10 protein-coding genes are annotated in these 12,882 nt (G+C 64.6%); 3 read left to right on the top strand and 7 right to left on the bottom strand.

Features of this window, described 5'->3' with window-relative positions; genetic code table 11:
- Positions 1 to 160: 160 nt before the first annotated feature.
- From F7P65_RS04665 to pabB, 3 genes are all read right to left on the bottom strand, one after another.
- Entirely contained in the window at positions 161 to 1,363 is a 1,203-nt protein-coding gene (locus F7P65_RS04665; RefSeq protein WP_150290594.1) for a pyridoxal phosphate-dependent aminotransferase, read from the bottom strand.
- A gap of 125 nt (positions 1,364 to 1,488) precedes the next feature.
- Positions 1,489 to 2,112 (bottom strand): aminotransferase class IV, encoded by a 624-nt coding sequence (locus F7P65_RS04660; RefSeq protein WP_150290593.1) that lies wholly within the window; start codon positions 2,110 to 2,112, stop codon positions 1,489 to 1,491.
- 24 nt (positions 2,113 to 2,136) lie between these two features.
- Positions 2,137 to 3,315, bottom strand: coding sequence for an aminodeoxychorismate synthase component I (pabB, locus tag F7P65_RS04655; RefSeq protein ID WP_150290592.1), 1,179 nt, complete (start codon positions 3,313 to 3,315; stop codon positions 2,137 to 2,139).
- An 88-nt stretch (positions 3,316 to 3,403) separates the two neighbouring features.
- Between pabB and F7P65_RS04650 the strand changes: the two genes are divergently transcribed.
- A complete protein-coding gene (locus F7P65_RS04650; protein ID WP_150290591.1) occupies positions 3,404 to 3,787 on the top strand; it encodes a DUF983 domain-containing protein in 384 nt (127 codons plus the stop codon).
- Between the two features lie 3 nt (positions 3,788 to 3,790).
- Here F7P65_RS04650 and F7P65_RS04645 read toward each other — a convergent pair whose 3' ends face one another.
- Positions 3,791 to 4,228, bottom strand: coding sequence for an acyl-CoA thioesterase (locus tag F7P65_RS04645; protein ID WP_150290590.1), 438 nt, complete (start codon positions 4,226 to 4,228; stop codon positions 3,791 to 3,793).
- A gap of 217 nt (positions 4,229 to 4,445) precedes the next feature.
- Between F7P65_RS04645 and F7P65_RS04640 the strand changes: the two genes are divergently transcribed.
- Entirely contained in the window at positions 4,446 to 5,669 is a 1,224-nt protein-coding gene (locus tag F7P65_RS04640) for a cytochrome b/b6 domain-containing protein (protein ID WP_150290589.1), read from the top strand.
- A gap of 42 nt (positions 5,670 to 5,711) precedes the next feature.
- Positions 5,712 to 6,809, top strand: a complete 1,098-nt coding sequence (locus F7P65_RS04635) for an AI-2E family transporter (protein WP_150290588.1) — start codon at positions 5,712 to 5,714, stop codon at positions 6,807 to 6,809.
- A 52-nt stretch (positions 6,810 to 6,861) separates the two neighbouring features.
- On the opposite strand, the gene F7P65_RS04630 is transcribed toward F7P65_RS04635, so the two are convergent.
- From F7P65_RS04630 to F7P65_RS04620, 3 genes are all read right to left on the bottom strand, one after another.
- A complete protein-coding gene (locus F7P65_RS04630) occupies positions 6,862 to 8,730 on the bottom strand; it encodes an ABC-F family ATP-binding cassette domain-containing protein (protein ID WP_150290587.1) in 1,869 nt (622 codons plus the stop codon).
- A 39-nt stretch (positions 8,731 to 8,769) separates the two neighbouring features.
- The gene (locus F7P65_RS04625) at positions 8,770 to 11,040 is read right to left on the bottom strand and encodes a glycoside hydrolase family 3 N-terminal domain-containing protein (RefSeq protein WP_150290586.1); all 2,271 of its coding nucleotides are present in this window, start codon (positions 11,038 to 11,040) and stop codon (positions 8,770 to 8,772) included.
- Positions 11,041 to 11,660: 620 nt separating this feature from the next.
- On the bottom strand, positions 11,661 to 12,761 hold the full coding sequence (locus tag F7P65_RS04620) for an acyltransferase family protein (RefSeq protein WP_150290585.1): 1,101 nt from the start codon (positions 12,759 to 12,761) through the stop codon (positions 11,661 to 11,663).
- Positions 12,762 to 12,882: the final 121 nt, after the last annotated feature.

Here is a 12,882-nt window from a genome sequence, read left to right as displayed (position 1 = left end):
CGCCCGCCGCTCCATCTGCAAGACGGCGCGGGAGAAAAATTCCGTTTCCGATTTTGCGATAATCGGCTGCGAAATCACCAGCGTTGCGGCTGGCCCTTTTCTCCTTCGCCGTTTCGCAGCAAAGGCCCCTCCCCATCTGCGACGAGGAGGGTTCCGGCCCTTACTTCAGGGCAGCGCAGGCTTCCTGGATGCGGGTGCAGGCCTTGCGCAGCACCTCTTCCGAGGTCGCGTAGCTGATGCGGAAGGCGGGCGAGAGGCCGAAGGCGGCGCCATGCACGGCAGCCACGCGGGCTTCGTCGAGGAAATAGCCGATCAGCGCCTCGTCGCTGTCGATCCGTTCGCCCTTGGGCGTCGTCTTGCCGATCAGGCCGCTGGCGTCAGGATAGACGTAGAAGGCGCCTTCCGGCGTCGGGCAATCGAGGCCCGGCGCATCGTTCAGCATGGCGACAACCATGTCACGGCGCTTCTTGAAGGCAATGTTACGCTCTTCAAGGAAGTCCTGCGGGCCGGTCAGCGCGGCGGCGGCGGCGGCCTGGCTGATCGAGCAGGGGTTGCTGGTCGACTGCGACTGGAGCTTGCCCATCGCCTTGATGATCCATTCGGGACCGCCGGCAAAACCGATGCGCCAGCCGGTCATCGAGAAGGCCTTGGAGCAGCCGTTCACCGTCAGCGTGCGGTCGTACAGCTCCGGGCAGACCTGCGCGATGGTGGCGAAGGGGGTCGGCGCGTACCAGACATGCTCATACATGTCGTCGGTCATCACCAGAACATGCGGATGGCGCAGCAGCACCTCGCCCAGTTCCTTCAGTTCCGCCGCCGAATAGGCCGCTCCGCTAGGGTTGGAGGGCGAGTTCAGCATGACCCACTTGGTGCGGGGCGTGATCGCGGCTTCCAGCTGGGCGGCAGTGATCTTGTAGCCCTGCGACGCGGGGCCTTCGATGAACACCGGGGTGCCGCCCGCGAAGTTCACGATGTCGGGATAGCTGACCCAATAGGGCGCCGGGATGATGACTTCATCGCCCACGTCGACGGTCGCGACCAGCGCGTTGAACAGCGTGTGCTTGCCGCCCGAGTTCACGCTGATCTGGCTGCGCTTGTAGACGAGGCCATTGTCGCGCTGGAACTTGAACGCGACGGCTTCCTTGACGTCGGCGGTGCCATCGACGTCCGTGTAGCGGGTCAGGTTCTTGCGAATCGCCTCGATCCCGGCCTCCTTCACGAAGTCGGGCGTGTCGAAGTCCGGTTCGCCGGCGGACAGACCAATAACATCCACGCCTTCGGCTTTAAGGGCATTCACGCGCGCGCTCATCGCCAGGGTGGCGGAGGGCTGGATGCGACCGAGGGCAGCGGAAGTCTGGCTCATGGCAATAGTCTTTCTGAAAAGATCCCTGAGTCCGCAATGAAGCGGACGCGAGGCTCCTTAGTGCGCAACGAAAGAAGGAGCAACCGCCAGTTGCCTCGGGCTGGCCGTAACGGCAGATTATCGCATCAGCGGGCCAGCGAAGCCGCCACCATGCCGCGCGCCGCATTGCCGATGAAGAAGCCGTTTTCCAGGTCGCGCGGCCGCAGGTCCGCTTCGATCGCCTCGCCCATGTCAAGGAGGCTGCGGCGCAGCACGCCGGGGAGCAGGCCGCGCGAAAGCGGCGGGGTCAGCAGCTTGTCGCCGCGCTCGACGAAGATGGACGAGAAACTGCCCTCCGTCAGATAACCCTGCTCATCGGTCATCACCACTTCATAGGTGCCGCCGCGCTTCAGCGCGTCGCGATAGAGCGCGCGGTCGGTGGTCTTGTGCACCAGGCGCGTATCGCTGGCCGGGGCCTGACGGGGCACGCAGGCCACATGCATGATCGCCTGCGGCCAGGTACGATGTTCCCGCACCTCGATGGCGACGGAGCCTCGGCGCGAGACGAGCAGGCGCAGGCGGCTGCGTTCACGCAGGCGGAAGGTGGCGGCTTGCAGTTCGTTGCGCACATCATGGCGGTCGAAGGCGAAATCAAGCGCGGCGGCGCTGTCCTTCAGCCGTTCCAGATGCAATTCCAGCAATCGGATGCCGTCGACGGGATCGAAGGCCATCGTTTCCAGCAGGTCGAACCGTCCGTCAGCCAATGCCATTGAAACCCATCACGCTCCCTGCGTTTATTCTATCGGTGTGAGGAAGCGCCCCTTGGCCAGACATTCCGCCCATTCGGAAGCGACTTCCGAATCCGCGACGATGCCCGATCCCAGACCCAGACGCCCTTCCGAACTGCCTTCTTCGACGCAAATCGTGCGGATGGCAACATTGAAGGCGGCGTCGCCCTCCGGATCGATCCAGCCCATGGAGCCGGTATAGACGCCGCGCGGGTGGGGTTCGACCGCGTCGATGATCTCCATCGCCCGGACCTTCGGCGCGCCGGTGATCGATCCGCAGGGGAAGAGGACGCGGAGGACATCCACCGGCGAAAGGCCGGGCAGCAACCGGGCGCGGACTGTCGATACAAGTTGGTGGACGGTGGGATAGGTTTCGACCTTGAACAGATCGGGCACGGTCACGCTGCCGGCGCGGGAGACGCGGGAGAGGTCGTTGCGCAGCAGGTCGACGATCATCAGATTTTCGGCGCGCTGCTTGGGATCGCTTTCCAGCCAGTCGCGCAGCGCGGCGTCGCGCGTCGGGTCGGCATCGCGCGGTGCGGTGCCCTTCATGGGGCGGGCGGTCAACTGACCGCGCACATGGGTGAAGAACAGTTCGGGCGAAAAGGACAGAATGCTATGGTCGCCGGTGCGGATGACGCCGCCATAGCCCGCATTCTGACGGGGACGGATCGCGGCATAGAGCGCCATCGGGTCGCCGCTGAACTGCGCCGCACAGGGAAAGGTCAGGTTGACCTGATAGATGTCGCCGGCGCGGATATAGTCCTGCACCTGCGCGAAGGCGGCGCGATAGGCCGCTTCGTCGATCAGGGGGGTCAGCGAATCCACATGGGCCGAAGCCGGATCGGGCAGCAGGTCGGGCAGCGCATCGGACGCGATCAGCCGCACCCCTTCGAACAGGCCGAACCAGAGCAGCGGCGTGCCCGGCGCGTCGGCGCGGGAACGCGTGGCGAGCGGGCGGAGGCGGTCTTCCAGCGCGAGGCCGGCTTCATAGCTGAGGAAGCCGGCGGCGTGGAGGCCGGCCTCCGTCGCTTCGGCCAGACGGTCAAGCGCGGGCTGCACTTCCTCCTGCCGATATGCGGCGATGATCGATACCGGATCGCGATAGAGGCGCGCGGGCGCCGGCGCACGCGTCCGGGCATCGTCGAACAGGGCAAAGGCTTCGGTCGGTCCCGGCAGGCGCATGGCCGCCCTCTTACCAGTCTTTTGCCGGGGCGGAAGGTCTGATCCTGTCTGTTGCCTGTTCCGGACGCAGGCCATAGAGGCGGGCGGCATGAATATTTCCCCCTCCCCCGACGATGCCGCGCGTCCCTTTGGCCCGGCACTTTCGCTGGCGCTGCGCGGCCGCTGCCCGGCCTGCGGCGAGGGGCGGATGTTCGCGCGCTTCCTGAAGCCCAGCGCCGCCTGCAGCCATTGCGGCCAGGCCTGGGACCTTTCGCGGGCGGACGATTTCCCGGCCTATATCGTCATCCTGCTGCTGGGCCACATATTGGTGCCGCTGATGATCGAGGTGAATGCGGCGTTCGCGATCCCGCTGGGGGTGCAGGCGGCGCTGTGGCCGGGGCTGGCGATCCTGCTGGCGGTGGCGATGATCCAGCCCGTCAAGGGCGCGGTCATCGCCTTTCAGTGGAGCCGCCGCATGGATGGTTTTGCCTGAGCGTCAGGCAGGCTGGATGATGGAATTGCGCTCCATCGCCTCGCGCAGCGTGTCCTCGATGCTGCGGCGGCCTTCCGAGCCGTGGGTGACGACAGTGGTGTCGCAGGTGGCGACGCACACGCCCTTCTGAAAGCCCGCCGAACTGATCGTCCAGCTGGTGCGGCCGATATGGCCGATGGCGCAGTGCACTTCGAACGGATAGGGAAAGTGCGCTTCCTCGACGAAGTTGAGGTTCACATTGGCCACCAGCCAGCGCACGCCCTGTTCCTGCGGATGGCGGCCCAGATGATGGTGGAAACGGATGCGGGCAGTTTCGAAAATCCCGGAAATCGCCACATTGTTGATGTGGCCCATGGTATCGATGTCCTGGAAGCGGGTGTCGATGCTGGTAACGAAACGATAGGCTTCCGGGCTCAGACGCCAGGATTCGGGTTTGGCCATGTCCTGCTTTCCATATGTCCTGTTTATCCTATGCTCCTTAACCCGTGTGAGCAGGGATGCAAATCTTCGGGCAGCAAATTGACGAGGCTGCGTCCTTTTTGACACAGGCGGAAATGGCCATACGGCCTGCGCAACGGATCGTTTCCAGGGACAGCAATGGACTTCAAGGCGGTGGCGACATAGCGTCCGCGCCACAGTCTTCGCGCAAGGGTCCACGATGCAACGCTATAGTCGGATTGCCATTTTCCTGCATTGGGCAATCGCCGCCCTGCTCGCCTTTCAGATCGCCGTGGGCTGGGCGCTGGAGGATTTGGGCGCGCGCGGTTTCGCGCTGTTCCAGTGGCACAAGTCGATCGGCATCACGATCCTGCTGCTGACCCTGGCGCGGATCGTCGTGCGCTATTGGAAGCCGCGCCCGGCACCGGTTGAGGGGGGATGGCAGGGCATGCTGGTCAAGGCGGTACATGCGGGCCTTTATGGCTTCATGCTGGGCGCACCGCTGACCGGATGGGCGCTGGTGTCCACGGCCAAGGTCAAGGTGCCGACGCTGATCTTCGGAGTGGTTCCCCTCCCCCATCTGCCTTTGCCGATGAGCGCCAACGACCCGGCCTTTGCCGCGCATTCGGTGCTGGCCTGGATCGGCATTGCGCTGTTCGCGCTGCATGTCGCAGGGGCGCTGCGGCATCATTTCCTGATGCATGACGGGCTGTTGTGGCGGATGATGCCGGCGCGCTCGCCGGTGATGCTGGCGGCTCTACCTGCGTTGATCGCGGGCGGCTTCGTGCTGGGGCGGGTGATCCTGCCGACGCCCGCCCCCAAGGTGGCTGCGGCACCGGCTCCGGTCGAGGAGGAAGCACCCGCCCCCGTCGCGGAGGCCGTCGACACTGTTGTCAATGCAGCGGCGCCCACCGGGGCTGACAACGCCGTGGCAGAAGAGGAACCCGTGGGGCCGCCGCCGGTCTGGGCGGTTCAGCCGGGCGGCAGCATCGGCTTTTCCGTTGGCAACGGCGGAGAGACGATCAGCGGCGGCTTTGCCCAATGGACAACGAAGATCGCGATGGACCCCGACCGGCCCGACAGCGCCGACATCCGCGTGGAGATCGACCTTGCCAGCGCCAGCGTGGGCGACAGCTACCAGGACGGGATGCTGGCCGGGGACGAATTTTTCGGCGTCGCTGCGCATCCCAAGGCGGTCTTTACCGCCAAGGGCGCGAAAAAGACCGGGGCGAACAGCTATCAGGCTGTTGGAACGCTCAGCCTGAAGGGGGTGAGCAAACCGCAGAGCATTCGTTTCACCCTGTCCGGCGCAGGCAAGGCGCGGAAGGTTGCAGGGTCCGCCACCATCGCCCGCGCATCCTTTGGCGTCGGCAATGGCGAAAGCAGCGCCGGGCTTGATCCCAAGGTGGCCGTCCACTTCGGCTTCCGTGCCAAAGCGGAATAAGCGGGCATGGATTTGGCACCGTTCTTCTGCCAAACCGGGGCCATGGACAGCACATCGTCATCGCCCGCCCCGCGCATAGAGGATGGGGTTTTCCTCGCCTTCGTGCTGGTCGTCTCGATCGCCTTTGCCCTGGTGATCGAGCCGTTTTTCGCCGCGATCCTGTGGGGCGTCATCGCCGCCATATTGTTCGCGCCGGTCAATCAGGCGCTGCTGGCCGCCATGCCCCGGCGGCGCAACAGCGCGGCGGGGCTGACGCTGTTGCTGATCGTCGCGGTGGTGATCGTGCCCGCGATCATCCTGTCCATCGCCCTGGTGCAGGAAGCGACGCTCTTCTACGGGCGGGTGCAGTCGGGCCAGATCGATGTCCCGCAGATGTTCGAACGGTTCCAGGCCAGCCTGCCCGGCTGGGCATCGGCCTTTCTCGCCCGGCTGGGGATCACCAATTTCGATGCCGTGCGGGAAATGCTGAGCGCAGGGATCGCGTCCAGTTTCCGCACGGTCGCGGCGCAGGCGCTCGCCATCGGGCAAAGCGCTTTCAGCTTCCTCGTGGCGCTCTCGGTCATGCTGTACCTCACCTATTTCCTGCTGCGCGACGGAGCGCAACTGGCGGCGCGGTTCGACGCGGCGGCGCCGATGCGCATCGCCTATCGCCGGGCGTTGATGCAGCAGTTCGTCATCGTGACGCGGGCGACCATCAAGGGCAGCATCATCGTCGCCATCGTGCAGGGGTTGATCGGCGGGGTCGTGTTCTGGGCGCTGGGATTGCCGGGTGCGCTGCTGTGGGGCGTGCTGATGGGGGCGTTTTCGCTGATCCCGGCGGTGGGGACCGGCCTCGTCTGGGTGCCGGTGGCGATCTACCTGTTCGTCACGGGCGCGGTGGCGAAGGGGGTGATCCTTGCCTTTTGCGGCATGTTCGTGATCGGCATGGTCGACAATATCCTGCGCCCGGTGCTGGTCGGGCGGGATACGCGGATACCCGACTATGTGGTGCTGATCACCACGCTGGGCGGCATCGACCTGTTCGGGTTCAATGGCATCATCATCGGGCCAGTGATCGCGGCGCTGTTCATCGCGACCTGGAATATCGTGACCAAGATGCGGCAGGGCACCGACGGGCTGGAAGGGCCGTTGACGGAATAAGGCGACTGTCGCCCGCCACGCGCGGCGTGGGGCGCAACAGTCGGCCTACCGCTTACAGCTCTTCGAGGGCGGCGCTGGCTTCCATCCAGACTTCTTCCGCCGTTTCCAGCTTCTTCTCGACCTCCGCGCGTTTCACCATCAGCTGGGACGTGGTCATCTTCGCCTCCGCGCCGCCGGCGGATTTGGGGTCGAACAGCGCCTGATCGATGCGGCTGCGTTCGGCGCTGAGCGTCGCCATTTCCTTTTCGGCCTTGCTGACCGCGTTCTTGGCCGCCTTCTGCTTTTCGCGCCATTGCGCGGCGTTGCGCTTTTCCGCCTTGCGATCGACCTTGGGCGCGTCGCCGCCGCTGTTGTTGCCGTCGGCCTTGCGCAGGATGATGTCGGTATAATCCTCCAGGCTGCCGTCGAAGGGCTGGGCCGTACCGCCGTCGACCAGCACCAGGCGATCCGCCACCAGTTCGATCATGTGGCGGTCGTGGGACACGATCACCACCGCGCCCGAATAGTCGTTGAGCGCCTGCACCAGCGCCTCGCGGCTGTCGACGTCTAGGTGGTTGGTCGGTTCGTCGAGGATCAGCAGATGCGGTGCGTCGCGGGTGATGAGCGCCAGCGCGAGCCGCGCCCTCTCCCCGCCCGACATACTGCCGACCTTCTGCGTGGCCCGCTCGCCGGAAAAACCGAAGCGACCGAGTTGGGCGCGCACCGCGCCGGGTGTCGCGCCCTTCATCACGCGGGTCATATGCTCCAGCGGCGTGTCGGTGACGTCCAGCTCCTCCACCTGATATTGGGTGAAATAGCCGACATTCATCTTGGCCGAGCTGTTGATCGCGCCTTCCATCGGCTTCAATTGCGCGGCGATCAGGCGGGCGAGCGTGGTCTTGCCGTTGCCGTTGCGGCCGAGCAGCGCCAGACGGTCATCGGGATCGATGCGCAGGTTCACCCGGCGCAGGATCGGCGTTTCGTCATAGCCGACCGCCGCCATGTCCATGGTGATGAGCGGCGGGCGCAGTTCGGGCGGGCTGGGGAAGCCGAAATGGAGCGTCGGGTCCTCGATCGCCGCCGCGATGGGCTGCATCTTGGCCAGCGCCTTGGCACGGGACTGGGCCTGTTTCGCGGTCGAGGCGCGGGCCGAATTGCGGGCGACATAGTCCTGGAGCTTCTCGCGCTCGGCCTGCTGCTTGGCGCGGGCGGCCTCCTGCTGCGCCAGGCGTTCGGCGCGCTGGCGCTCGAAGGCGTCGTAGCCGCCGGGATAAAGGGTGACCTTCCCGCCCTCCAGATGCAGGATATAGTCGACCACATTGTTGAGCAGGTCGCGTTCGTGGCTGATGACGACCACGGTGCCGCGATAGCTTTTGAGGAAATTCTCCAGCCACAGCGTCGCTTCGAGGTCGAGATGGTTCGACGGTTCGTCGAGCAGCAGCAGGTCGGGGTTGGAGAAGAGCAGCGCGGCCAGCGCCACGCGCATCTTCCAGCCGCCCGAGTAGCTGTCCAGCGGACGGCCCTGCATTTCCTCGTCGAAGCCCAGGCCGACAAGGATGCGCGCGGCGCGGGCCGGCGCGGTGTAGGCGTCGATGGCGTTCAGCCGCTCGTAAATATGGCCGAGGCGGTCGGGGTCTTCGGTATGCTCTGCCTCCGCCATCAGTTCGGCGCGTTCCTTGTCGGCTTCGAGCACGGTGTCGAACGGGGTGGCGGTGCCCGACGGCGCTTCCTGCGCGATGTAGCCGAGGCGCGTGTCGCGCGGCATGTCGCAGCTGCCCTCGTCCGGGTCGAGCTGGCCGATCATCACCTTCATCAGCGTCGACTTGCCCGCGCCGTTGCGGCCGATCAGGCCCACGCGCGAACGGGACGGCAAGGCAGCGCTGGCGCGGTCGAGGATGGTGCGGCCGCCGAGGCGCACGGTGATGGCGTTCAAGTTAAGCATGAGGCGCCCTTTAGCAGCTTATCGGCGCGGGGGAAGCCGTCAGGATTGCGCCGGTTCTGGTGCATAGAGGGTGAACTGGCTGTGGAGGCCGCCATTGGACGACTGGCCCAGCCAGAGGTCGAACAGGCCCGGCTCCGCGATGATCCTGCTCCCCGCCCCGACGAATTGCAGGTCGGTGCGCGAGAGGGAGAAGCGGACCGTCTTGCTCTCACCGGGGCCAAGGGTGACGCGCTCGATTCGCTTCAGTTCGCGGATCGGACGGGTTCGGCTCGCCACGCGATCGCGGATGTAGAGTTGCACCACTTCGCTGCCCTTGCGGTCGCCCTTGTTGGTGAGACGGGCGGTGACTTCGATGGCGCGGTCCCAGCGCAGGGCCGTGTCGGACAGCTTCAGATTCTCCAGCGCGAAATCGCTGTAGCTGAGGCCATGGCCAAAGGGGAAACGGGCGCTGTTGTCGGTGGTGGTGTAGCGCGACCGATATTCGGTGCGGTTGTCGATCACCGGGCGGCCGGTCGATTTTCGGTCGTAGAAAAACGGCTCCTGCCCCGATTCCCAGGGGAAGCTGACCGGCAGCTTGGCGGAGGGGTTTTCCTTGCCGAACACAATGTCGGCTATGGCATGACCCGATTCCGAACCGAGGAACCAGGTGGCAAGGATCGCCTGCGCATTGGCGACGCCGTCATGCAGCGCCAGCGCGCGGCCATGGCGGAGCAGGACGATCATGGGCTTGCCGGTGGCGGCGACGGCGTCGGCCAGCGCCTGCTGGGGCGGGGGGATTTCGATGGCGGTGCGGGATTGGGCTTCGCCGGACATGTCCTGCGATTCGCCGACGGCAAGGATGACGATGTCCGCAGCCCTGGCGGCGTCCACGGCGCTGGCGATGCCCCCTTCGATGGGAGACAGGATGTCGCAGCCCTGGGCGATGATCAGCCTGGCGGGATCGGGCAAGGCGGCCCGCAGGCCGGTCGCGATGTCGACGCCCTTGCCCTTGTCGCCATAAAAGGCCCAGGGTCCGTAGATGTTGGCCTTGTCCTCCCCGAACGGACCGATGAGGGCGATGCTCTGGCCCTTCGCCGGATCGAGCGGGAGGATGCCGCTGTTCTGGAGCAGCACGATGGAGCGGGTGGCGGCCTCACGGGCCAGCGCGCGGTGGGCCGGGGTGAAGATGCGGGTCTTTTCCGCTTCCTCGTTGAGCGAACGATGGGGATTGTCGAACAGGCCGATGGCGGTCTTGACATAGAGGATGCGGCGGACGGCGACGTCGACCGTCTCCATCGGCACCGCGCCGCTCTTCACCAGTTCGGGGATGTGACGGATGTAGAGGCCGCTCTGCATCGACATGTCGACGCCCGCGAGGATCGCGAGGCGGGTGGCGTCGCGCTCGTCCTCCGCATAGCCATGGGCGATCAGTTCCTCGTCGGCGGTATAGTCGGAAAAGACGAAACCGCGGAACTTCATCTCACCGCGCAGCGTGTCGGTGAGGAGGTCGCGGTCGGCGGTTGCGGGCACGCCGTTGATCTCGCTGAAGGCGGCCATGGTCGTGAGCGCACCCGCCGCAAAGGCCGCGCCGAAGGGTGGGAGATGGGTTTCGCGCAGCGTTTCGTCGCTAATGTCGACGCTGCCATATTCCAGGCCGCCTGCCACCGCGCCATAGGCGGCAAAATGCTTGGGGCAGGAGAGCAAGGAGTCGTCACGGCGCAGGTCACGCCCCTGATAGCCGCGCACGCGGGCGGCGGCGAAGAGGCTGCTCAGGATGACGTCTTCCCCTGCCCCCTCGACCACCCGGCCCCAGCGCTGATCGCGGGCGATATCGACCATTGGCGCGAAGGTCAGGTGCAGGCCCGCTGCCGTGGCCTCGACCGCCATGGCGCGGGCGGTGCGTTCGGCCAGCGACGGATCGAAGCTGGCCGATTCGCCCAGCGTCACCGGGAAGATGGTCTTGAGGCCATGGATCACATCCCCCGCGAACAGCAGCGGAATCCGCAAGCGGCTCTGCTTGAGCGCGATGTCCTGCGCGCGGCGGGCGCCTGCCACGCCGATGCCGTTGAACAGGCAGCCGACGCGGCCTTTGCGGATTTCGTCGGCCAGATCCTTTTCATTCTGGATGCCGACCTGCGGGTTGGGCGGGTTATAGGGACGGAAGCTGTCGGCCAGACAGGTCATCTGGCCCGCCTTTTCCTCGATCGTCATGCGGGCGATCAGGCCGTCCACACGCTCCACTTCGCTCGCGGCCAGGGCGCGGCGAGGAAGCGGAAGGGTCAGGAAACCCCCAAGGGCGGCAGTCAGAACGGCGCGGCGGTCGATGATCATCAGAAGAAGGTAACAGAAACCGGATGAATGGGCGTTAGCCGGTTGGCGCCCGAAAGCGAACCTCCCCTCCCGCCGCAAAAGGACGAGGCGAGCCTAATTCGGGAGCGGATGTTCGAAGGGCGCGCGCCATATAGGATGCCAAAGACGGATCGGGAGCAGAAAATCGGAACGTCCTTTTATAGCTCGATGCTATCCGACAATTTCTACTGTCGATTTTCCGTTATTATCGCAACACCTCCACCATAGCACAGGATTGTTGGTCAAAATTAGATACATCTAAAGATATAAGACTTGCAAAAATTTTCCATATCCAAAGGAGTGGCCAATTTTTACAATATGCCCAAAGAGATGATTTAACGCCGCATTGTCCTGCGGTAGAAATCGATTTCGGGCAATCTCTTCGCGATCTATATCGAATTTATGGCACACTGGAAATTTTTAATGTAAGTAAAGAAATGAGGCCGAAGCCATGAGAATCGGTCCGGGGGAGAGGTCGTATGATTGATGCAACGCCACCAAGTGCCGTTCGCGGCTTTTTCCTGAGCGTCGGACTGTCGATCATTCTCTGGATCGCGATCGCCATCCCCATCATCCAGCTGGCCAACTAGAAAAAAATCATTTCAGATCGTGCCGAAGGCCGGCTGCGGCTTGGCGGCCGCTTTTTTGCGACGCGCCCGCGCCTTGTCCAGCACCGGCTTTTCGACAAAATGCCAGGACAGGGCAGCGAGCGGCAGGGTGCCGACAAAGCTCGCCAGTGCCAGCAGCCGATAATCGTCGGTCCGCAACACCCCCGCCAGCAGGACCATCACGGGAAAGGCATAGATGTACATCCCGTAGCTATAGTCGGGCCACCGCCCCGAAATCGCGCCGTGGCGCGACGTCAGGAAACCGCCGCACAGCACCGCATAGCCCACGAACAGCGTCTGGACATGGACATTGAGGTTCCAGCGATAGGCAGCCACGTTGGCCAGACCGAGCAGGACCAGAAGCAGCCAAGACAGTCTGATCCGATGACGCAGGATTTCCGCCACCATGCCGGCGGCGAACAGCGTCCAGAGACGGTCGATGCTTTCCACCCAATAGACCCCGCCTTTCCCGCCCATCGCATGAACCAGCGCGGCAACGGCAGGAACATGCACGATCAGCGCGCCGGCCAGCGTCACGGGCGCCACGAGGGTCAGGACCAGCCGGGGCCGGGCCAAGCCCGTCAGGCCCAGCAGCGCGAGCGCGAGATAACAGAGAAATTCAAAGCGCAGCGTCCAGAGCGATCCATTGACGACGCAGGGCGCATCGCCGCAGATTATGCCGGTCAGGCTGTAATGGCCGCCCTGAAGCGCCAGATTATAGGCAGCGAACCGCGCCGTCTCTCCGCCGAAATAGGCGGTGAGCGGCGCGGCGGTGAACAGCGCGCCGACCGCCACGGTCAGAAGGACGGACACGCACAAGGCAGGCATCATCCGGGCCAGGCGCGACATCATGAAGCGGCGCACATCGGTCTGCCGACGCAGGCTGCCATAAACGAGAAAACCGCTGAGGAAGAAGAAGCCGTCCACCGCATACACGGACAGGGGCACCCCCAGCCAGTCGCTGAACGGGTCCTTCCCCATGACGCGATGCACCTGCCAGTAGCAATGCGTCAGGATGACGGCGGACGCCAGAACAAGACGAACGAGCGTCAGATTGTTACGTTCCGGTTTCAATAGTTCGTCGTTGATCGTCATCAATCGCGATACCCTTTAATTCGCGGCCGGTCGGTTTTTCACTGCCACGAAAAGGAATGATTAGAAACACTTTAACTTTCCGCCTATTAGAACGGCACTCTCGACAGAATCACAGCAGGTA

This window comes from Sphingobium estronivorans (assembly GCF_008692605.1).
In the GTDB taxonomy this organism is placed as follows: Bacteria; Pseudomonadota; Alphaproteobacteria; order Sphingomonadales; family Sphingomonadaceae; genus Sphingobium; species Sphingobium estronivorans.
This window is presented reverse-complemented; position numbering and strand designations above follow the sequence as displayed.

Coding starts and splice junctions, on each gene's coding strand:
- F7P65_RS04630 (WP_150290587.1), bottom strand. CDS start 8,730: ATGCTTAACTTGAACGCCATCACCGTGCGCCTCGGCGGCCGCACCATC.
- F7P65_RS04640 (WP_150290589.1), top strand. CDS start 4,446: ATGCAACGCTATAGTCGGATTGCCATTTTCCTGCATTGGGCAATCGCC.
- F7P65_RS04665 (WP_150290594.1), bottom strand. CDS start 1,363: ATGAGCCAGACTTCCGCTGCCCTCGGTCGCATCCAGCCCTCCGCCACC.
- F7P65_RS04635 (WP_150290588.1), top strand. CDS start 5,712: ATGGACAGCACATCGTCATCGCCCGCCCCGCGCATAGAGGATGGGGTT.
- F7P65_RS04650 (WP_150290591.1), top strand. CDS start 3,404: ATGAATATTTCCCCCTCCCCCGACGATGCCGCGCGTCCCTTTGGCCCG.
- F7P65_RS04625 (WP_150290586.1), bottom strand. CDS start 11,040: ATGATCATCGACCGCCGCGCCGTTCTGACTGCCGCCCTTGGGGGTTTC.
- F7P65_RS04660 (WP_150290593.1), bottom strand. CDS start 2,112: ATGGCATTGGCTGACGGACGGTTCGACCTGCTGGAAACGATGGCCTTC.
- F7P65_RS04645 (WP_150290590.1), bottom strand. CDS start 4,228: ATGGCCAAACCCGAATCCTGGCGTCTGAGCCCGGAAGCCTATCGTTTC.
- F7P65_RS04620 (WP_150290585.1), bottom strand. CDS start 12,761: ATGACGATCAACGACGAACTATTGAAACCGGAACGTAACAATCTGACG.
- pabB (WP_150290592.1), bottom strand. CDS start 3,315: ATGCGCCTGCCGGGACCGACCGAAGCCTTTGCCCTGTTCGACGATGCC.